General features: G+C 72.2%; 21 protein-coding genes. 14 read left to right on the plus strand and 7 right to left on the minus strand.

The window, feature by feature from the left end; genetic code table 11:
* The first annotated feature begins 13 nt into the window (after nucleotides 1–13).
* The 11 genes from H9L09_RS18645 (at nucleotide 14) to H9L09_RS18695 (ending at nucleotide 10,741) form a co-directional block, all read left to right on the plus strand.
* Complete coding sequence (locus H9L09_RS18645) at nucleotides 14–1,141, plus strand: YihY/virulence factor BrkB family protein (RefSeq protein WP_187578311.1); 1,128 nt, start codon at nucleotides 14–16, stop codon at nucleotides 1,139–1,141.
* Nucleotides 1,142–1,202: 61 nt separating this feature from the next.
* A complete protein-coding gene (rsgA, locus tag H9L09_RS18650) occupies nucleotides 1,203–2,270 on the plus strand; it encodes a ribosome small subunit-dependent GTPase A (protein ID WP_187580988.1) in 1,068 nt (355 codons plus the stop codon).
* 10 nt (nucleotides 2,271–2,280) lie between these two features.
* Complete coding sequence (locus H9L09_RS18655) at nucleotides 2,281–2,637, plus strand: hypothetical protein (RefSeq protein WP_187578312.1); 357 nt, start codon at nucleotides 2,281–2,283, stop codon at nucleotides 2,635–2,637.
* A 29-nt stretch (nucleotides 2,638–2,666) separates the two neighbouring features.
* Nucleotides 2,667–3,752, plus strand: coding sequence for a potassium channel family protein (locus H9L09_RS18660; RefSeq protein WP_246456105.1), 1,086 nt, complete (start codon nucleotides 2,667–2,669; stop codon nucleotides 3,750–3,752).
* Between the two features lie 70 nt (nucleotides 3,753–3,822).
* Nucleotides 3,823–4,335 carry a SigE family RNA polymerase sigma factor gene (locus H9L09_RS18665; protein WP_187578313.1) on the plus strand — a complete coding sequence of 171 codons (513 nt, stop codon included), beginning with the start codon at nucleotides 3,823–3,825 and terminating at the stop codon, nucleotides 4,333–4,335.
* Nucleotides 4,332–5,681 carry a PD40 domain-containing protein gene (locus H9L09_RS18670; protein WP_187578314.1) on the plus strand — a complete coding sequence of 450 codons (1,350 nt, stop codon included), beginning with the start codon at nucleotides 4,332–4,334 and terminating at the stop codon, nucleotides 5,679–5,681. Before H9L09_RS18665 ends, H9L09_RS18670 begins: the two co-directional genes overlap by 4 nt.
* A 4-nt stretch (nucleotides 5,682–5,685) precedes the next feature.
* Entirely contained in the window at nucleotides 5,686–6,675 is a 990-nt protein-coding gene (locus H9L09_RS18675; protein WP_187578315.1) for an NAD-dependent epimerase/dehydratase family protein, read from the plus strand.
* A 77-nt stretch (nucleotides 6,676–6,752) separates the two neighbouring features.
* A complete protein-coding gene (locus tag H9L09_RS18680; RefSeq protein ID WP_187578316.1) occupies nucleotides 6,753–7,436 on the plus strand; it encodes a GAF and ANTAR domain-containing protein in 684 nt (227 codons plus the stop codon).
* Nucleotides 7,437–7,491: 55 nt separating this feature from the next.
* Entirely contained in the window at nucleotides 7,492–8,364 is an 873-nt protein-coding gene (locus H9L09_RS18685) for an aldo/keto reductase (protein ID WP_187578317.1), read from the plus strand.
* A 284-nt stretch (nucleotides 8,365–8,648) separates the two neighbouring features.
* Nucleotides 8,649–9,872, plus strand: a complete 1,224-nt coding sequence (locus H9L09_RS18690; RefSeq protein WP_223164118.1) for a glycoside hydrolase family 3 N-terminal domain-containing protein — start codon at nucleotides 8,649–8,651, stop codon at nucleotides 9,870–9,872.
* Between the two features lie 74 nt (nucleotides 9,873–9,946).
* Nucleotides 9,947–10,741: an alpha/beta fold hydrolase gene (locus H9L09_RS18695; RefSeq protein WP_187578318.1), complete on the plus strand. Its 795-nt coding sequence runs from the start codon at nucleotides 9,947–9,949 to the stop codon at nucleotides 10,739–10,741.
* 119 nt (nucleotides 10,742–10,860) lie between these two features.
* Here the strand turns inward: H9L09_RS18695 and H9L09_RS18700 are convergent, their stop codons facing one another.
* Together H9L09_RS18700 and H9L09_RS18705 are read right to left on the minus strand one after the other, a co-directional pair.
* Complete coding sequence (locus H9L09_RS18700; protein ID WP_187578319.1) at nucleotides 10,861–12,159, minus strand: sensor histidine kinase; 1,299 nt, start codon at nucleotides 12,157–12,159, stop codon at nucleotides 10,861–10,863.
* Complete coding sequence (locus tag H9L09_RS18705) at nucleotides 12,125–12,643, minus strand: response regulator (RefSeq protein ID WP_246456106.1); 519 nt, start codon at nucleotides 12,641–12,643, stop codon at nucleotides 12,125–12,127. The genes H9L09_RS18700 and H9L09_RS18705 overlap by 35 nt, the downstream gene beginning before the upstream one ends.
* An 89-nt stretch (nucleotides 12,644–12,732) precedes the next feature.
* Between H9L09_RS18705 and H9L09_RS18710 the strand changes: the two genes are divergently transcribed.
* A complete protein-coding gene (locus H9L09_RS18710; RefSeq protein ID WP_246456107.1) occupies nucleotides 12,733–13,128 on the plus strand; it encodes a GNAT family N-acetyltransferase in 396 nt (131 codons plus the stop codon).
* A 43-nt stretch (nucleotides 13,129–13,171) separates the two neighbouring features.
* Here H9L09_RS18710 and H9L09_RS18715 read toward each other — a convergent pair whose 3' ends face one another.
* Nucleotides 13,172–13,552, minus strand: a complete 381-nt coding sequence (locus tag H9L09_RS18715; protein WP_187578320.1) for a YybH family protein — start codon at nucleotides 13,550–13,552, stop codon at nucleotides 13,172–13,174.
* Between the two features lie 135 nt (nucleotides 13,553–13,687).
* Here H9L09_RS18715 and H9L09_RS18720 point away from each other — a divergent pair, with 135 nt between their 5' ends.
* Complete coding sequence (locus tag H9L09_RS18720; RefSeq protein ID WP_187578321.1) at nucleotides 13,688–14,095, plus strand: hypothetical protein; 408 nt, start codon at nucleotides 13,688–13,690, stop codon at nucleotides 14,093–14,095.
* A 30-nt stretch (nucleotides 14,096–14,125) separates the two neighbouring features.
* On the opposite strand, the gene H9L09_RS18725 is transcribed toward H9L09_RS18720, so the two are convergent.
* Nucleotides 14,126–15,145, minus strand: coding sequence for a patatin-like phospholipase family protein (locus H9L09_RS18725; RefSeq protein ID WP_187578322.1), 1,020 nt, complete (start codon nucleotides 15,143–15,145; stop codon nucleotides 14,126–14,128).
* A 175-nt stretch (nucleotides 15,146–15,320) separates the two neighbouring features.
* Here H9L09_RS18725 and H9L09_RS18730 point away from each other — a divergent pair, with 175 nt between their 5' ends.
* Nucleotides 15,321–15,785 (plus strand): cupin domain-containing protein, encoded by a 465-nt coding sequence (locus tag H9L09_RS18730; RefSeq protein ID WP_187578323.1) that lies wholly within the window; start codon nucleotides 15,321–15,323, stop codon nucleotides 15,783–15,785.
* Nucleotides 15,786–15,807: 22 nt separating this feature from the next.
* Here the strand turns inward: H9L09_RS18730 and H9L09_RS18735 are convergent, their stop codons facing one another.
* The 3 genes from H9L09_RS18735 to H9L09_RS18745 form a co-directional block, all read right to left on the minus strand.
* Nucleotides 15,808–16,713 carry an NAD-dependent epimerase/dehydratase family protein gene (locus H9L09_RS18735; RefSeq protein ID WP_187578324.1) on the minus strand — a complete coding sequence of 302 codons (906 nt, stop codon included), beginning with the start codon at nucleotides 16,711–16,713 and terminating at the stop codon, nucleotides 15,808–15,810.
* Between the two features lie 79 nt (nucleotides 16,714–16,792).
* Entirely contained in the window at nucleotides 16,793–17,974 is a 1,182-nt protein-coding gene (locus tag H9L09_RS18740) for an SGNH/GDSL hydrolase family protein (RefSeq protein WP_246456108.1), read from the minus strand.
* 57 nt (nucleotides 17,975–18,031) lie between these two features.
* Nucleotides 18,032–19,027: a C40 family peptidase gene (locus tag H9L09_RS18745; RefSeq protein WP_187578325.1), complete on the minus strand. Its 996-nt coding sequence runs from the start codon at nucleotides 19,025–19,027 to the stop codon at nucleotides 18,032–18,034.
* Nucleotides 19,028–19,039 lie beyond the last annotated feature (12 nt).

Below are 19,039 nucleotides of genomic sequence, written 5' to 3' on the forward strand. Positions count from 1 at the left end.
CTACCGTAGGTCCATGCCAGGTGACGCGGTCAGTCCTCGCGGCGCCGACGTCGCGAGGTGGTTGGTGATCCGCGACACGCTCTGGCGCCTCGTGGTCTCCACGGTCGGCACCTGCTTCCGCAACCGGGTCACCGGGCTGGCGGCGGAGGCGGCGTTCTTCGCGCTGCTGTCGCTGCCTCCGCTGCTGTTCGGCCTGGCCGGCTCCATCGGCTACGTCTTCAACAGCTTCTCGCGCTCGCAGGTCGAGCAGATCCGCACGGCCGCCATCGAGCTCGCCTCCCGGGCGCTGACCGAGCCGACCGTGGACGCGATCGTCCGCCCGACGCTCAACGACGTGTTCGGCCCGGGACGCTTCGACATCATCTCGATCGGCTTCATCCTGGCACTCTGGTCCGGCTCGCGGGCGCTGAACGTCTTCGTCGACACCATCACGATCATGTACGGACTCGGCGGCCACCGCGGTGTGGTCCGCACCCGGGTGCTGTCGTTCTCCCTCTACGTGATGGGCCTGCTCACCGGCGTGGTGACGCTGCCGCTGGTGGTGGCCGGGCCGCGGCTGGTCGACCGGCTGGTGCCCGAGCGCCTCGGGGTGCTCAACGAGCTCTACTGGCCGGTGGTGCTGGTGCTGTGCATCTGCTTCCTGACCACGCTCTACCACGTGTCGGTGCCGGTGCGGACCTCGTGGCGGTTCAACATCCCCGGGGCGACGCTGACGCTGCTCTTCTGGGTCTTCGGCTCCTTCCTGCTGCGCTGGCTGCTGACCGTGACCGCAGGGCAGTCGACCTCGATCTACGGTCCGCTGGCCGCCCCGATCGTGGTGATGCTGTGGCTCTACCTGCTCTCGATCGCGATCCTGGTCGGCGCGGCGGTCAACGCCGCCTTCGACCGGCTCTGGCCGGAGAAGGAGACCTCGCGGGCCCGGATGGAGGTGGTCCGCAAGCTCCGGCTGCGCGCCATGATGAGCCGGCTGCGCCGCGACACCGAGGAGCAGGAGCGGTTCCCCGACGCGGCCAGCGAGACGATGGTGCTGAGGGCGTACGACGAGGGTCAGGAGCACGACGCCCGCACCGAAGCCCTCGCGCAGGAGGCTGCACACGGGGAGGTTCCGCCGGCCGCCGAGCCGCGTCGGCGCCCCGGCTGAGACCGGCGGATATTCGGGTGCCGCGCGCGGCGGGCCGCCGTAGATTCCTTCCGTGCTGGAGATGATCGGGTACGACGCCGCGACGGCGGCCTCCTACGCGCCCTGGGACGCCACCGACGCCTCGGTGGGCCGGGTGGTGCGCGTGGACCGGGGCGTGGCCTCCGTGCTGGCCGAGGACGGGCTGCACCGGGCGTCGTGGGGCGGGGCGGTGCTGGCCCGGGCCGCGCGCGACCCCGAGCAGGCGCCGTGCGCCGGGGACTGGTGCGTGCTGCGGTCCTGGCCCGACCACCGGGTGACCCTCGAGCACCTGCTGCCGCGGCGCACCAGCGTCACCCGCGCCACCGCCGGGAAGCAGTCGGCGGCCCAGGTGATCTGCGCCAACGTCGACATGGTGGGGCTCGTCGTCGCCCTGCACCCGCTGCCGGCCGAGACCAAGATCGAGCGGCTGCTGGCCCTGGCCTGGCAGAGCGGGGCCGAGCCGGTCGTGCTGCTGACCAAGGCCGACCTGGTCTCGGACGCCGCCGAGGTGGCCGCGGACGTCCGGCGGATCGCGCCCGAGGTGGAGGTGCTGCCGCTGAGCGTGGTCACCGGGGAGGGCCTCGAGCGGCTGCGCGCGCGGGTCGACGGGCACCGGACGCTGGCCCTGGTCGGTACGTCGGGCCACGGGAAGTCCTCGCTCACCAACGCGCTGGTCGGCGCGGAGGTGCTCCGGACCCGGGAGATCCGCGACGACGGCCGCGGGCGGCACACCTCGGTGCGCCGGGAGCTGGTGCCGCTGCCCGGCGGCGGAGCCGTCATCGACACTCCGGGGCTGCGCAGCGTCGGGCTGCTCGCCGCCGACTCCGGGCTGCGCCGCACCTTCGCCGACGTCGAGGAGCTGGCCGCCCGCTGCCGCTTCGACGACTGCGCGCACGGCGACGAGCCGGGGTGCGCGGTGGTGGCCGCGCTCGCGGACGGCACCCTTTCGGTGCGGCGCTGGGAGAGCTGGCGCCGGCTGCAGCGGGAGTCCGCGTCGGGGGCGGCCCGCCAGGACGCCCGGGTGCGCGCAGCCACCGCCCGGCAGCAGCGCTCCCGCCGCGGGCGCTCCCGGCCGGACCCTGACCGGCGGAGCCAGGACAGGAACCTTTAGTTTTGGCGGCATGGGAAACGTCAACCTGCCGACACCGGTGGCGGTGGCCGGTGCCGCGATCTGCCTGCTCGCCGGCTACCTGATCGGCATGGTGACCGGCTCCGACGCGCCGACCCGGTCGACCGGCGAGGTGGTCAGCTACGACGGCGCGACCAGCGAGCTCTGCCTGGGTGGCGAGGGGGTGCAGGAGCAGGAGGGGGCGATCGTGGACGGGGTGCTCTGCGGCACCTGGCGCCGGCCGGCCGGTTCGAGCCGGCTGCCCGAGAAGGGCGAGTCGTTCCGGTTCGTCTCGCTGAGCGCCGGCGACGCCGAGGGTCCCCAGGGCCAGCGAGCCGCCACCGTCATCTACGGCGAGGTCGTCGGCTGACGGCGCCCGGCGTGCCGTAGATTCGCCCCGTGCCGGACGAGCTGAAGGACCATCGCGGGCAGGTCCGCCTCCCCGCGATCGTCCGGTCCCCGGTGTGGGAGCTGCTGCGCCGGCTGCTGCTGGCGATCGCGCTGCTCGGCTTCACCGTGGCGCTCGTCTGGTTCGACCGGGACGGCTACTTCGACAACAACGACCCGACCGGGAAGGTCGACCTGGTCGACTCGATCTACTACACGACGGTCACCCTCAGCACCACCGGGTACGGCGACATCGCGCCGTACACCTCAGGGGCGCGTCTGGTGAACGCGTTCGTCATCACCCCGCTGCGCATCGCCTTCCTGGTGCTGCTGATCGGCACGACCATCGAGGTGCTCGCCACCCAAGGGCGCGAGCTGTTCCGGGTCTCCCGGTGGAGGAAGAACATGGATCGCCACGTCGTCGTGATCGGCTACGGCACCAAGGGCCGGAGCGCGATCGAAACCCTGATCAACAACGGGTTCGCCAAGGAGTCGATCGTCGTCGTCGACCCGTCCAACACCGCGCTCGGGGAGGCGCACGCCGACGGTCTGGCGGTCGTCACCGGCGACGCCACCCGCCGGGAGGTGCTGCGCCGCGCCGGCGTCGCCACCGCCAGCCAGGTGATCATCACCACCGACCGGGACGACTCCACCGTGCTGTCCACGCTGAACGTCCGCCAGCTCAACGACAGCTGCTACATCGTCGCGGCCGTGCGGGAGCAGGACAACGTCGCGCTGGTGCGGCAGAGCGGCGCGGACTCGGTGGTGACCTCCTCCGACGCGGTCGGCCGGCTCCTCGGCCTCTCGACGCTGAGCCCGACCCTCGGGTCGGTGATGGAGGACCTGCTCACCTACGGCCAGGGGCTCGAGGTCGCCGAGCGGGACCTGCTGGTGCCCGAGGTCGGCAAGCAGCCGCAGCAGCTGCCGGACCAGGTGATCGCGGTGGTGCGCGAGGGCACGGTGCACCGCTACTTCGACCCCGCGGTGACCCAGCTGATGCGGGGTGACCGGCTGATCGTCGTACGCCCCGCGCACGAGCTGCCCTGGGCGCCGCGGCCCGGCACCCACGGCGAGGCCACCACCCTCGACGCGGACTGAGCGGGGAAAGTCCTCCCTCCCAGACCTCCGGAACCGGGTCGCTCGACGTAGTAGGGGATGAGAGGGGGCGATGCGGGTGCATCCAGGATCCAGCGACGAGGCCGCGTTCCACGCGTTCGTCGTGGCACGCACCGCGGCACTCTCACGCACGGCGTACCTCCTCACCGGTGACCACCACCTCGCGGAGGACCTCGTGCAGACAGCGCTGTTCAAGACGGCCAAGGCCTGGGGCCGGATCAAGGGCGACCCCGAGCCCTACGTACGCCGGATCCTCTACACCGAGAACATCTCCTGGTGGCGGCGCCGCCGGCACCTCCGGGAGGTCGCCGTCGAGGGGTACGACGGGCCCGCTGCCGCGGCGGACGTCGACCTGCGCTTCGCCCTCGAGCAGGCGCTGGCGCAGCTGAGCATCAAGCAGCGGACCGTGCTGGTGCTGCGCTACTTCGAGGACCTCACCGAGGCGCAGACCGCGCAGGTGCTCGGCATCGGCCTCGGCACGGTGAAGTCCACGACCCGGCAGGCCCTGGCCCGGCTGCGCGCGGTCGCGCCGCACCTCGGCGAGCTGGTGGAGGCGACGTCATGACCCAGGACCTGCGCGACCTGATGCACCGGGTGGCCGACGACGTGACGCCGGTCGAGGTGGCCCCCGACACCTGGCGCCGTGCCCGGCGGGGCCGCAGCCGAGACCGGATCGTCGCGCCGGCGTTGGCCGTGCTGCTGGTGCTGGCCGGGGTGACGGCGACGCTGCGCCCGACCTGGCTGCCGGCGCCGGTCGACCCGGTGGACCGGACGGTCGTCGGCGGCGCCGGGGCCGTCCCGGACCACCTCTACATGGTGCCGGAGGGGCTCGACAGCATGAGGGGGGACGGCACCCGCTCCACGCCGCTCGAGCCGCCGTCAGTCGTGCGACGGGCGGCTGCGGCGTTCGTGACGTTGCGCGGCACGGCCGTCCTCGTCTCGGCAGCCGACGGGGACCACCACCTCGTCGACCTGCCGGGGTTCGGGGACAGCTTCGCCGGCATGGACGAGGGGTCTCCGGTCGCGGTCTCACCCGACGGCCGCAGTGTGGCCTACCCGTGGCGGCAGCGTCCGCGGCCGGCCGGCGAGCACTGGCCGAGCGGGCTGGCGGTCCTGCACCTGGACCGTCCCGGCCGTCCGGAGGTGCACCGGTTGCCGGGAGGCGTCGGGGCGCTGGTCGGGGAGTTCTCCTGGTCCCCGGACGGGAGGTACCTCGTCTACTCGGTGGCCCTCGCCTCCCGGCTGACCGAGGACAGCTACACCAGCAGCAGCTACCGCAAGGAACGGCTCGACGTGAGGACCGGGCGGCGGACCCCGGTGCCGCCGGCGCGCGCGGCGAGCCCACCGGCGGTCTCGAGCAGCGGGGTGGCCGCGGTGCTGGCCGGCGACCTGGTGCTGTCCTCGCCGGCGACCGGTCGCCGTGCCGTCCCGGTGCCCGGCGACCCGACCGGACCGGGCGCCTGGTCGGCCAGCGGCCGGGAGATCGCGCTGGGGTCGTTCGGCATCTCCGGGTCGTTCCCCGTGGTCGACGTCGAGCAGGGTCGCTCCCGGCTGGTCGGCGGCCTCACACCGCAGAGCACCCGGGTCCTCGGCTGGGTCGGCCCCGACGACGTCCTGGCTCTCCGGCACCCGAGCTCGTTTGACCGGGCGGAGCTGGTGCTCGTCGACGTCCGCTCCGGCCAGGCCCGCACGGTCGGCGTCGTCGAGGGGCAGGTCGTCCAGAGCCTCAGCGTCGCCACCGGCCTGATGACACTGGACCGGCCGACCGTGGAGTTCGCGCCGCCGTCGTGGCAGCACGACCGCAGCTGGTGGTGGGCCGGCGGCGGCGCGCTCGCCGTACTCCTGGCCGCGCTGGCGCTGCTGGGCCGTCGGAGGGTGCGGCACACCGGGAGGCAGGGGCGGCTACGGTGACGCCATGCGCATCCTGATGATCGGCGGCACCCGCTTCGTCGGCCGCCACGTCGCCGAGAAGGCCCTCGAGCGCGGCCACGAGGTGACGATCTTCCACCGCGGCCGGACCGGCGCGGACCTGTTCCCCGGCGTCGAGCACCGGATCGGTGACCGGGACACCGCCGAGGGGCTCGCCGCGCTGGCCGAGGGGGAGTGGGACGCCACCGTCGACACCTGCGCCTACGTGCCCCGCCAGGTGCACCAGCTCGCCGACGCGCTGGGCGACCGCGGCGGGCACCACCTGCTGGTCTCCAGCATCTCGGCGTACGCCGCGCCCGACGGTCCCGGGACCACCGAGGACACGGCGCTCATCGAGCTCGACGACCCGACGGTCGAGGAGGTCACCGGCGAGACGTACGGCGGCCTCAAGGTGCTCTGCGAGCAGGCCGCCGTCGAGCGGCACGGCCCTCGGACGCTGCTGGTCCGCCCGTCGTACGTCGTCGGCCCGGACGACTACACCTGGCGGTTCCCCTGGTGGGTCGCGCGGATCGCCCGCGGCGGCCGCGTCCCGGTGCCCGGCCCCGCCGACGCCCCCGCCCAGGTCATCGACGCCCGGGACATGGGGGAGTGGATGGTGCAGCTCCTCGAGGATCGTCGGGAGGGTGCCTTCCACGCCGCCAGCCCGGCGCCGCCGTTCACCTGGCGTCAGCAGATGGAGGTGATCGTCGACGCGGCGGCCCCTGCGGGGACCGAGCTGGTGTGGGTGGACCAGGCGGCCGTCGAGGCGCTGGCGGCCGCCCCGGGCACGGTGCCGCTGTGGAGCGGCGGAGACCCCGACGTGTGGGTGATGGCGGTGGATCCCTCGCGCGCCTACGCCACCGGGCTCTCGCCCCGACCGCTGTCCGAGACCGTCCGGGACACCCTGGCGTGGATCCAGGACAACGACATGCCTGCGGGCACCGGGCTGAGCGAGGACCAGGAGCGGCTGCTCCTGGACTGGCAGCCACCCGCCTGACGGACCCGGACGGCCGGTCGACCACCATGCGTCGCCCGGGCGGTTGAGGAGGACCTCAGCGGGTAGATTCTCGATTCATGAGCGACGAGCGACTGATCGAGACCGCCCGCCGGTTGTACGACTCCCTGACCCCGGGTGACCTGGACGAGACGCTGACCAGGATCACCGCTGCGGCGGTCGAGGTGCTGCCGGACGTGCAGTACGCCAGCATCACCATCAAGCACGCAGACGGCACGCTGGAGACGGCTGCGCCCACCAACGAGATGCTGCTCGGGCTGGACGCCGCGCAGTACCAGCTGCGTGAGGGCCCCTGCTACGAAGCGGCGAGCGACGTCGCCCACGTGATCTCGCCGAACCTCGCCGCGGACGAGCGGTTCCCGCACTACGGCCCCGTCGCCCTCGCCTCCGGGATCAAGGCGCAGGCCGGCCTGCGGCTCTTCGACTCGCCCACCTCGCAGGGCGCGCTGAACCTCTACTCCCGCAACGTCGGGGCGTTCGACGACTTCGCCAGCCTGAGCGCGCTGTTCACCCACCAGGCCGGGATGGCCCTGGGCTACGCCCGCGAGATCAGCAACCTGCAGGAGGCGGTCCGCACGCGCAAGACCATCGGCCAGGCGATCGGCATCCTGATGGAGCGCTACAAGCTCAGCGACGAGCGCGCCTTCGCGTTCCTGAGCCGGCTCTCGCAGCACCGCAACGTGAAGCTGCGGCAGGTGGCCCAGGAGATGGTCGCCGCCACCGAGGACCAGCACCTCGACTGAGGTCGGCGTCGCAGGTCCACCCACCACCCACCCCCCACGAGGAGAGCCACCGCGCATGGAACGACGACGACTCGGACGCATCGGCCACGAAAGCTCGGTCCTGATCTACGGCGGAGCCGCCCTCGGGGAGGTGGACCAGGACACCGCCGATGCCTCGATCCAGGAGGCGCTCGATGCTGGGATCAACCACTTCGACGTGGCGCCCGGGTACGGCGACGCGGAGCTGCGGCTGGCGCCGTGGATGCCGCGGATCCGCGACGAGATCTTCCTCGCCACCAAGACCGATGAGCGGGACGCCGAGGCGGCCTGGACCCAGATCAACCGGTCCCTGGAGCGGCTGGGCACCGACCGCGTCGACCTGATCCAGCTGCACGCGATCGGCAACCTCGAGCTGCTCGACCAGGTCACCGGTCCCGGCGGCGCGCTCGAGGCCGCGCTGCGGGCCCAGGAGGAGGGCCTGGCCGGGGCGGTCGGCATCACCGGGCACACCCACACTGCCGCCAGCACCCACCTGGAGGGGCTGCGCCGGCACCCGTTCGCCACCGTGCTGACCCCGCTCAACGTGGCGTTGTGGAACCGTCCGGACTACCGGGCCGACTACGAGGAGCTCGTCGCGGAGGCGCAGCGCCAGGACGCCGGCCTGATGACGATCAAGACCGTCTCGCGCCGCAACTGGCCCGACGGCGCCGAGAAGACGCATGCCACCTGGTACGAGCCGCAGACGGACCCCGAGCGGATCCGCGCCGCGGTCTCGTGGGTGCTCGCCCACCGGGAGGTCACCGGCCTGGCCACCCCGGGCGACGTACGCCTGCTGCGGCACGTGGTGGCAGCCGAGGCCGACCGGATGAGCCCGGGTGAGGCCGAGGCACTCCTGCACGCCGACCCGGCGTACGCCTCGCCGTTCGTGAGCATGCCCCCGGACTTGTGAGACCGGCCGCTGCGGGGGTGAATGCCGGAGCATCCGCTGGGTACGACACAATCTGTGCGGCGCTGCACGTGCTCTAGACCTGCGGGTGCGGTGGACAGGTCGCGACGGTCCCGCCCCTGGCTTTGGATCTGCCAGGGGCGGTCCGCCGACCTGCTGCGCTTCGCGCGTCAGGATGGACCGGGACTCCCTCCCGGGACGGGATTCATCGTTCCCGGGTCGTTCAGCGGTAAACAACATTCGGCCTGGCCGCTGCGTACGACCTGCCGGCGTGCTGCACTGGGGGAGTGACCACGCACGCTCAGACGTCGACGAAGGTCCGGTTCGTCGCCTCGCTGGCCGGAGTCGCCCTGCTGACCGGGGCCGCCGCGCCGACCTCGCTGCCCAGGACCGGCGTCGGGACCGTGCCGCACAGCTCAGCCACCACCGCCGCCACGACCGGTGCCGTCAAGCCTGCCGGCGGGAGCGCTCGCGCGGCACTCGCGTCGATGACGCTTCCCCAGCGGGTCGGCCAGCTGTTCATGGTCGGGACCCCGGCCACCTCCGCCGACCCTGCGGCGCGACGCCAGATCGCCGAGCTGCACGTCGGCAACGTGATGCTGACCGGGCGGAGCTACTCCGGCACCGCAGCCCCCGCCCAGGTGGCGGCCACGATGCAGGCGCAGACCACGGCGGCCGCCACCGCACGGGTGCGCCTGCTGGTCGCCACCGACCAGGAGGGCGGCCTGGTCCAGGTGCTTCAGGGGCCGGGAATCTCCGACATCCCCGCGGCGCTGCAGCAGGGACGCCTCGGCGTCCCCCGTCTCACGCGTGCCGCCGGTCGCTGGGCCCGGCAGCTCCGCGAGGCCGGGGTGAACATGAACCTGGCTCCCGTGATGGACACCGTCCCGGGCCCGGAGGCAGCTCGGCTGAACCCGCCGATCGGGGCCTTCGACCGCGAGTTCGGCTACACGCCACTCCGGGTCTCCCGGCACGGCTCCGCGTTCCTTCGCGGGATGGCGGCGAACGGCATCGTGCCGGTGGCGAAGCACTTCCCGGGGCTGGGCCGGGTGCGCGCCAACCCCGACACGTCCACCGGCGTTGTGGACCGGGTCACCCGGCGCGGCGACGCCTACCTGCGACCGTTCCGGGCGGCGGTCGGCGCCGGCGTTCCGTTCATGATGATGTCCACCGCCTCCTACGCCCGGATGGATCCGGGCCGTCCGGCCGCCTTCTCCCGGTTCATCATCCGCACCGTGCTGCGCGGTGACCTCGGGTTCCACGGCGCCGTGATCTCCGACGACCTCGGCCTGGCCCGTCAGGTCTCGCCGTGGCCGCCCGGTGCGCGGGCGGTCAAGTTCATCCGGGCAGGGGGAGACCTGGTGCTCACGGTGAGCCCGCGCCCGCTCCCGGCGATGTACGCCGCCGTCCTCCAGCGCGCCCGGAACAACGCGGGCTTCCGGGCCAAGGTGGACCGCGCCGCGCTCCGGGTGCTCAAGGTCAAGGAGCGGCGGCACCTGCTCGCAGGCTGAGCGCCTGCTGAGGCGGTCGCCCGCACCCAGCAGACGTGCTGGCGGCGCCTGGGCATCCCGGCTTACATTGCCGGATGGAGACTCGCGCGGGTGAGGTGACCGTCCACTACGTCGAGCACGGAGCCGGCCGGCCGGTCCTGGTGCTGCACGGCGCCGGCGTCGACCACCGCGAGCCCGAGGCCTGCTTCGAACCGGTCTTCGACGCTCTCCCGGGATTCAGGCGGATCTACCCCGACCTGCCGGGCATGGGGCGGACGGCGGCGCCCGACTCGCTGCGCGGCGCCGAGGACGTCCTGGACACGCTCCTGGAGCTCGCCGGGCAGGTCGGCGGCGGGGACCCCTACCTCCTCATCGGCCACTCGGCGGGCGCCTACTACGCGCAGGCGATGGCCACGAGGGCGCCGGCGCAGGTCGCCGGGCTTGCGCTCGTCTGCCCGCTGGTGCCGGGCGTTCGTGACGTCCCGGCGCATCGCGTCGCGGTCGTGTCCGACGACATCGGCGACGACGACTTCCGCGGCTACTTCGTGATCCACACGCCGGAGATGCTCGAGCGCTACGAACGCCATGTCGCCCCGGCAGCCGCGCTCGTGGACGCCGCGGCGCTGGAGCGGATCGGGCAGCGGTGGGAGATCGCTGCCGCGGGCGGGTCCGCGTACGCCGGTCCCACGCTGGTCGTCGCGGGGCGGTTGGACTCGACGGTCGGGTACGTCGGCGCCGCGGACCTTCTCCACCACTACCCGCACGCCACGCTCGCGGTGGTCGACGACGCCGGTCACGCCTTGCCTCACGAGCAGCCGGATCTGCTGCGTGCACTCGTCGGCGAGTGGCTCGAGCGCGTGCAGCGGTCGGTCCAGCACGGTCGCGTCTGAGTCATCGCGCGCCGGACTCACAGAGGGAGGCTGGCTACGACTCTGCCGTCGCCGGCGACGAGCGTGCCGCCGACGAGCGCGGCTCGATCGTGCATGGAGGTGATGCCGGTGCCTGGCTGCTAGGAGCCGGCGGTTCCTCCGTTGTCGACCACTTCCACGGTGAGCGCTTGGGGGCTCGTCGTCAGGGTGACTGTGGCGGACGTCGCCCCGGAGTGCCGGACGACGTTCGTGAGAGCCTCCAACCCGATCCGGTAGGCCGCCACCTCGATCGCCGCGCCGAGGCGGGGCAGCTCGTCGGAGCAGACGGTGACAGGTAGCGGCAGGTTGGAGGCGTGCTGGCGCAGGGCGGCCACCAGTCCGAGCTCGTCGAGCGCAGGCGGCCGGAGACCGTCGACGAGGCGACGGATCTCCCTGATCGCGCACTCGGTCGAGGTCCGCACGGACGCCAGGTGCCTCCGGGCAGCGGCAGGGTCGGAGTCGAGGAGGTTCCGCGCAGCGTCCGCCGCGTAGGCCGCTCCGGTGAGGGTGGGCCCGAGTCCGTCGTGGAGGTCGTGGCGCAACCGCCGCCGCTCGTCCTCGATGCCGGCGATGGCCGCTTCGCGGGAGGCCCGAAGACGGACCGTCTGCGCGAGCAGCGGCGCCACAACCCGCAGGACCTGCTCATCGGTCCGAGGCAGCCGCAGGTCGCCTGCGCGCAGCCCCACCACGAGCTCGCCGGCCTCCTCCGTGCCCAGTCTGAGCGGGAGGCTGTGGGTGTAGGTGACCGGAGTTCCCGCCGTCGCCAGCGTCCTCCCGCCGGAGAGGAGCGCCGCGTACGGGTGGACCAGCGCCTGGCGCACGGCGTCCAGAGCCAGCACCGGATCGTCGCTCACGGAGTCCGCGACACGGGTGGCCGCGCCGAGCGGGTCAGGTCGGTCGCCGAACAGCAGCTGATCGACGACTCCACGAAGCAGGACCCGCAGTGGGTGGACCCCGGCTGCGCAGACCACGCCGACCAGCGCGAACGTCGCCGGGCTCATCGCGCCCGCACCGAGCAGGGTGAGCAGTGCCCACAACCCGACGAAGGCTGCGATGTAGGCAGTCACGACGACCACCGCAACGACGACACCGACCAGAAGCCCGTGAACGTCCACGAGCCTCGGGCGAAGCACGCCGACGACAAGCGCCGCCAGCAGCGGCAGCGCGAGGACGGTCAGGACCGCCGGAGGAACGCTGCGGACGCGGCTGGTGTCTGCGAACACGAGCACCACCGTGACGGCCGCGACCGGCACGGCGGCGACGACCAGCCACAGCAGCACCTCCCGCTCGCGCGGCGACCCGACTTCCAGTCGCCACCAGCAGGCTGCGATCAGTCCAAGGGCCAGGACGAAGAGCAGCGTCCCCTCACCCACGGCGACCCAGCCCCTCTTCCCGGGCACGAACGATGGCCTCCGACCTGTCGCTCAGCTGGAGCTTGGCGAAGATCGATGAGACGTGGTTGGCCACGGTCTTGGGCGAGAGACGCAGGCGTTCGGCGATCGCGTTGTTGCGGAGCCCGCCGGCGATCAGGTCCAGGATCTCGCGCTCCCGGGTCGTCAGCTGGGGGAAGGGCGTGGCGCCGCCCCCGGTGAAGTGCTGCAACATCCGTGTTGCCACTCCGGGGCCGAAGATCGCCTCTCCAGCGACGACGCCACGCAAAGCGCGCTCGAGTTCGTCCTGGCCCGCGCCCTTGAGCAAGTAGCCCTGGGCGCCGGCTCGCATGGCGGCCAGGACCGTCTCGTCGTCCTCGAGCATCGACAGCACGAGCACCGAGGTGTCCGGGGAGGCCGCACGGATCCGTCGGGTCGCCTCCAGCCCGTCGGCGCCCGGCATCCGCAGATCCATGAGCACCACGTCGGGGCGGGTCAGCAGGACCTCGCGCACCACCGAGTCACCGTCGGTCGCCTGGCCCACCACCTCGAGGCCGGTCCGACCGTGCGCGCGCCGATCGATTCATCGCGGCCTGCCTGCAGATGGCGGACGAAGGCACCGGAGCCCGGCTGGCCATCGTCCGTGGCGACGACGGCACCTTCATCGGCTGGTGCAGCCTCAGCCGGTGGAACCCGGGCTTCCGCAGCGCCTCGTTGACCTACTGCCTCGACCACTCGGCCTGGGGACGGGGCTACGCGACCGAGGCCGTAGGTGCCCTGCTGCACTGGGGATTCGACACGCTGGGCCTGAACCGGGTCCAGGCCGAGACCGATACCCGCAACCTGGCCTCTGCCAGGGTCCTGCAGAAGCTCGGGTTCGTGCGTGAAGGCATGCTGCGGGAGGACTGCGTCGTGAACGGCGAGGTGTCGGACTCGTGGGTCTTCGGGTTGCTCAGCCGGGAGTGGCGGGCGTTGTCCGGGCCGGCTCACGGAGGCTGAGTCCTCCTCGCTCGCGAGACGGGCCCAGGTAGGGCGGGAGCCGTCAGCCGATGTGCTCCATCGCCACTCGCCATACGCCGTCCGGCTCCTTGCGCCACACGAGGATGCCCCGCACGTCGACCGTCGTCGGCTGGCTCTCCGCAGGTCCGCTGACCCAGGACGCCTGGCACCAGACCGCCACGAGGCCCTCCCGTCCTTCGGTGCGCAGCGGCCGGATGGACACCGACCCCAACGGACGCATCGATCCGGCCATGGCCAGCAGCGACTCGCGGCCGACGACTGCGTGCTCGCCACCTCCGTCGAACACCGCGTCCTCGGTGTACTCCAGGACCCAGCTCGTGGGGTCGGCCGCTTCGAGGGCAGCTTCCAGCCGACGCTCCGCCTCCCGGATCTCGGACTCGTCGAACGGTGCCTGCGGATGCATGGTCACCCACCTTCCGGGCTCGAGGCCGAAGTCGTCGGACGACCGGGCGCGGCCGTCATCAGCAGTGTGGCCTCCGGTGGCGCCGAGCGACAGCCTGTCGCGCCCGCCAGCACGGCCGGGGGTCATCATGGACGGATGCACTTCACCGAGTACGAGCTCACCGCGGCGGTCACCGGGGCGGCCAAGGGCGTCCTGGCGAGCAAGAAGCGCCGCAGGCGCGGCACGGACGTCGACGCGGAGTGGGACGCCATGGACCGCTACCAGCGGTTCAAGCTGCTCGACGCGGTCGGCAGCCAGGTGCTTCCCGTGCTGGTGGCCCTGCCCGACGTACCGGTCGCGCCCGGCACCAGGCCGTCCTACTCCCACCAGCAGATCCAGGAAGTCGTCCGCGGACTGGTCGGCGACGACATCGGCAAGATGCAGCGTCTGGTGGTGGTCAAGGCACGCACGGCGCTCGTGCAAACGGCCCTCACCCATGTTCCGCCGCGATCGACCGAGCCGGGGACTCCGGCGAGCAGCCCTGGGCCGGCCCCCGGTCGATAGTGAGGCCCGCGGAGGGGCCCACCCGTGCTCTCAGGTGGTGGGCCGCCCGACTCCCCGGAAGGTAGCGAGGTAGTCCGCCCAGTCCCACTCCCTCAGGAACCGGGTGGCTGCCGCTCGGCCGTTCTCGAACAGTGCCGTGGCCTGAGCACGACTGAGCCCGAAGTCGATCGGGTTGACCCCTGCGCTGTCGACCCGCATCGTCCGGACCTTCACCCACGGCTTGGCGAGGTGCGCCTGGTCACGGCCGACGATCGCGGTCATGGCCAGGTCCGCGGCCAACGCGACGGGGCCGTGCTGGAACAGGCCCGCGATGGGTACGAGCTTGGCCGCATCCACGGGGAGGAGCGGCAGCAGCTTGACGCCGAAGGTCGGCCAGCGCGGTGGCCGACCGTCGGTCCGGTCGAAGATGTCGATCGGGAAGTTGGACAGCACGCCGCCGTCCACCAGCGTCGAGGTCGCCCCGTCGGCGCCCGTCAAGGTGACAGGCTCGTAGAAGAACGGGATCGACATGGACGCGCGAACGGCGTCAGCCACCCGCTGGCGACCCGGTTCGAGGCCGTAGGTGCCCTCGTAGTCCCAGGGGAAGTGCACGAGCTCGCCGCGCGTCACGTCGGTGGCGGTGACCACCAGGCGGAAGCGGCGCTCCGGCGGCAGGGACGACCCCGGGTCGTCGAGGGCGAGGTCGGCGAACGTCTCGACGCCGCACTCGTCGACGAGGAGGTTCCCGAGCCACTCCCGGACCCGGTCGCCCTCGAAGACGCCGTCGTCCATCAGCAGCGAGAGCAGGGGTCCGCCGATGGGCACCCGGTCCAGAAGCGATCGGTCGGCGAACTGCCGGTAGTCCAACGTCGCCATGATGTCCGTGATCCGCGACGAGCGCATGCCCGCGGCCACCAGTGCCCCGACGATCGAGCCGGCGGAGGTGCCGGCCACCCTCGGGAACGAGTAACCGGCTTCCTCGAGCACGGAGATCGCTCCGACGTGTCCGATGCCCAGCACGCCCCCGCCCTCGAGGACGAGGTCTGCCTCGAGCACCGACGGATCAGCCATGGTCTCCACTCCCGAGGGCTCGGGGAACGCACCCGCGCCCGTCCGTGGCGACGGTAGTGCGCCGGGGTAGGGGCCGCAATGGCACCTCGTCGCGACAGGGCTCGCCCGATCCCCGGCGCCCATGCCGAGCCGATAGGCCCTTCCAGCCAGGTCCGGGCGTGGCTAGGTTCCAGGCATGAGCATCGACGACATCGGTCCCCGTCCCCAGGCGTTCGACCTGGAGACAGAGACGCTCGACAATTCCAACTACCGCACCGTCGTCTGGAGCGGCAGCCATCTGCAGGTGACCCTCATGTCGATCCCGGTCGGCGGCGACATCGGACTCGAGAGACACCCCGACACCGACCAGTTCATCCGACTCGACCGCGGCCGCGGTCGCGCCCAGATGGGACCGGCCAAGGACGAGCTGACCTTCGACCACGAGGTGAGCGACGGCTGGTGTGTCCTGGTTCCGGCCGGCAGCTGGCACAACGTGACCAACGTCGGCGAGGAGCCGATGCAGGTCTACACCGTCTACGCGCCGCAGCACCACAAGCCGGGCAAGGTGCACCAGACCCAGGCGACCGCCGCCGCCGACACCGACGACGAACCCGCCGAGTGGTCGGTCCAACCGCACCCGGTCGCAGACCAGCACGCCTGAGCCGAGCGCGCCGGAGCCGCGCTCAGCCGTGCTCGGCCCCGGGGTCGGCCAGCACGTCGCGCCAGGAGTGACGCGGGGCGAACCCCAGGAGGTCGCGTGCCTTGTCGATGGCGTAGAAGGTCTCGTCGCGGCCCATCTCCCGACGCACCTCCACCCCGTCGTAGAAACGGTCCTGGAGCTCCTGGGTCGTCGCAGCCACCGACAGGTCCGGGTTGGCCACGTTGAAGACCTCGTAGCCCAGACCGTCGGTCTCGAGGCAGCACTGCACCATCTGGCCGAGATCGCGGACGTCGATGTAGGCGAACAGGTTGCGGCGCCGCAGCGCCGGGTCGTCGAGGAAGGCAGGGAACATCTCGGCGTACTCGTGGGGCTCGATGACGTTGTTGATCCGCAAGCCATACACGTCGGCACCGGTGCGGGCGTGGAACGAGCGCGCCGTCACCTCGCCGGCGACCTTCGACATCGCGTAGGAGTCCTCGGGGACCGTCGGATGGTCCTCGTCGACGGGCACGTAGAGCGGGCGGCGCTCGCCCTGGGCGAAGCAGATCCCGTAGGTCGTCTCCGAGGAGGCGAACACGACCTTGCGCACGCCCAACCGGGTCGCGGCCTCGAGCACGTTGTAGGTGCTGAGGACGTTCGTCGCGTAGGTCGCCGCGTCCGACGTGAGCAGGATCGCCGGCACCGCGGCGAAGTGCACCACGGCGTCGTAGGTGGGCTTCGTCGGCAGGTCCAGCTCCTCGAAGGTCGCCAGGCCGGCCAGCGCAGAGTAGGTCTCACCGGCATCGGTCAGGTCGACGCGAAGGTCGGCGACCGCCGGGTGCCCCAGCGGGACGAGGTCGGCGTTGGTGACGTGGTGGCCCTGCTCGGCGAGGTACGGCGCGACGTGCCTGCCGGCCTTGCCGCTGCCACCGGTGAAGAAGATGCGCATGTGCCTTCATACCCCGAGGGCGTGGGTGGAGTCCCACCGGGCAGGCCCTTCATCGATCGACGGAGGGTCCGGAGGCGCCTCAACGCTGGGTTCTGCTGAACGGCCCCTCGCTGTCGAACACCAGCCGAGCGAACCGCTCGCCGATCTGTTGCTGGGTCTCCGCGTCCGGGTGCAGCGCGTCCGGAAGAGGCCGCTCTTCGGCGTCTGCGCGTCCGTAGAGCTCGAGACCGTCGAGGTAGCCGAGATGCGGGTCGGTGGCGCTGCGGGCGCCGACGATGCGAGCCAGCTCGTCGCGGACGACCTGGAGGGTGAGCTTGCCGCTCGCGACCTCGGCGGGGTCACCCGCGGCCCGGAAGCCGAGCCGTCCTTCGGCGAGACCTGCCGTGTCCATCTCGCTGGGACCCGGCGTCTCTTCGTGGATGGGACACATGATCGGCGAGACGACGAGAAGCGGCGTACTCGGGTGTCCTTCCCGGATCGTGTCGAGGAATCCGTGGACCGCTGGTGCGAACGCGCGAAGGCGCATCAGGTCGGTGTTGACGAGGTTGATCCCGATCTTCAGGCTGATGAGATCAGCGCTGGTGTCGCGGATGACGCGCGCGACGAAGGGATCGAGCAGCGCGCTGCCCCCGAACCCGAGATTGAGCAGCTCGACCCCTCCGAGGGCGGCTGCGAGGGCCGGCCAGGTGGACGTGGGGCCGGCTGCGTTGGAGCCGTGGCTGATCGAGCTGCCGTGGTGCAGCCACAAGAGACGGCCATGGCCGGACAGGGGTTCGACCGGGGCGTCCGTCTTGAGCGCCACGAGCTCGGTGCGCTCGTTCCAGGGCAGCCAGACCTCGATCTCCTTGTCGGCGTCGCCAAGATCCCCGAACTCGATGACCGCCGTCTGGCCGGGGGTGACGTCGGCCGCGCCGCTCGCCATGTCGATCCTCAACGTGTCACCACCGGTCGCGGTCGCGCTCGCGGTCCTACGCCCGTCGACCTTCAGCTCGTAGACGCCGTCGGGACGCGGCGGTGCGCCCACGTAGACCATCTTGGTGGGCACGGTCTCCACCCGCACGTAGGTGGCCCGGGAGCGGAAGGCGAGCCGGACTCCGGACGGCTGGGCCTCGGCCATCGCCAGCTGGCCATCGGCGTACTGGCGCGCCGACGCGGGTAGCCGGTGGGGCAGCACGCCGCGCGAGGTCTGCTCGAGCTCGAGCGCGCCTCTCACGAGGTCCAGCGTGAGAGGTGTCGAGATCAGGTCCGAGATGTCGTCCACACGCCAAGCATGCCTCCCGTTCAGCGGGCAGGGTCGACACCCCCACGGTGTCGCCGGCTACGGCAGGTAGCGCCTCGCTCCGTAGAACCCGACCTTCGTCACGGGGACCGTCCGCACGCTGCTGCCGGTGTGCGGTGCTTCCACCATCCGCCCGCTGCCGGCGTACATCGTCACGTGGTGGACGACGCCGTTGGTGGCGTAGAACATCAGGTCGCCCTTGCGCAGCGACGACCAGGCGACGCGGGTGCCGTGCGCGGCCTGGGCGGAGGCGTCCCGGGGGATCACGATGCCGTGGCTGCGGTAGTCGAGCCACGTGAGGCCCGAGCAGTCGAGGCCGAACCCGGAGACACCGGCCCACAGGTACGGCAGCCCGGTGAACAGCCGGGCGGTGGGGACGAGGTTCCGGCGCGTCTGCGGCAGCGCCGGCTTCCCCGGCCGGTGGGTCACCACCGCCCCGACGCGGATCCGGCGGACGGTGCCGAGCGGGGTGACCACCCGGACCGTGTCGCCCGCGGTGCCGGCCACCGGCAGCACTGTCCCGAAGCTGATCTCGACCAGAGGCGTTGCGGCCGCGGAGTCGCTGCGCAGCCAGGTGGTGCGCTGGGTCACGGTGACCACCTTCGGCGTGCTCGGGCGCGGCCGGGCGGTGAGCTGCCGGGTCGGCACCCAGCCCGGGTAGCCGCGGGAGTCCTTGGGCGTGGGCTGGTCGCGCACGACGACCTTGGCCCACCCGTCACGGAGCCGGACCACGGTGACCCGCTCGCCCATGAGTGCCTGGGTGTCCGCGCGACCGTTTAGCTCACGGCGCTGCGTCAGCGTCATGTCCGAGAGCCACTGCCGGATCCGCGCCGGCCGAGCCAGAGCCGGTGCGTCGACGGCTCGCGGCGAGGTCCGGCTGCGCCATACCGTCGCCACCGAGACCGCGACCTGCGCGGGATCACCGACGGTCAGCGCTGGGGAGTACGCCGTGCGGTCGTGGCCACAGCGGCGGTCGCGCCGTCCGGCGTAGAACCCGATGTCGAGCTCACGGTCCCGGGCGACGAGACGCCGCACGACACCAGCAGC

The sequence above is a fragment of the Nocardioides mesophilus genome, assembly GCF_014395785.1.
In the GTDB taxonomy this organism is placed as follows: domain Bacteria; phylum Actinomycetota; class Actinomycetes; order Propionibacteriales; family Nocardioidaceae; genus Nocardioides_B; species Nocardioides_B mesophilus.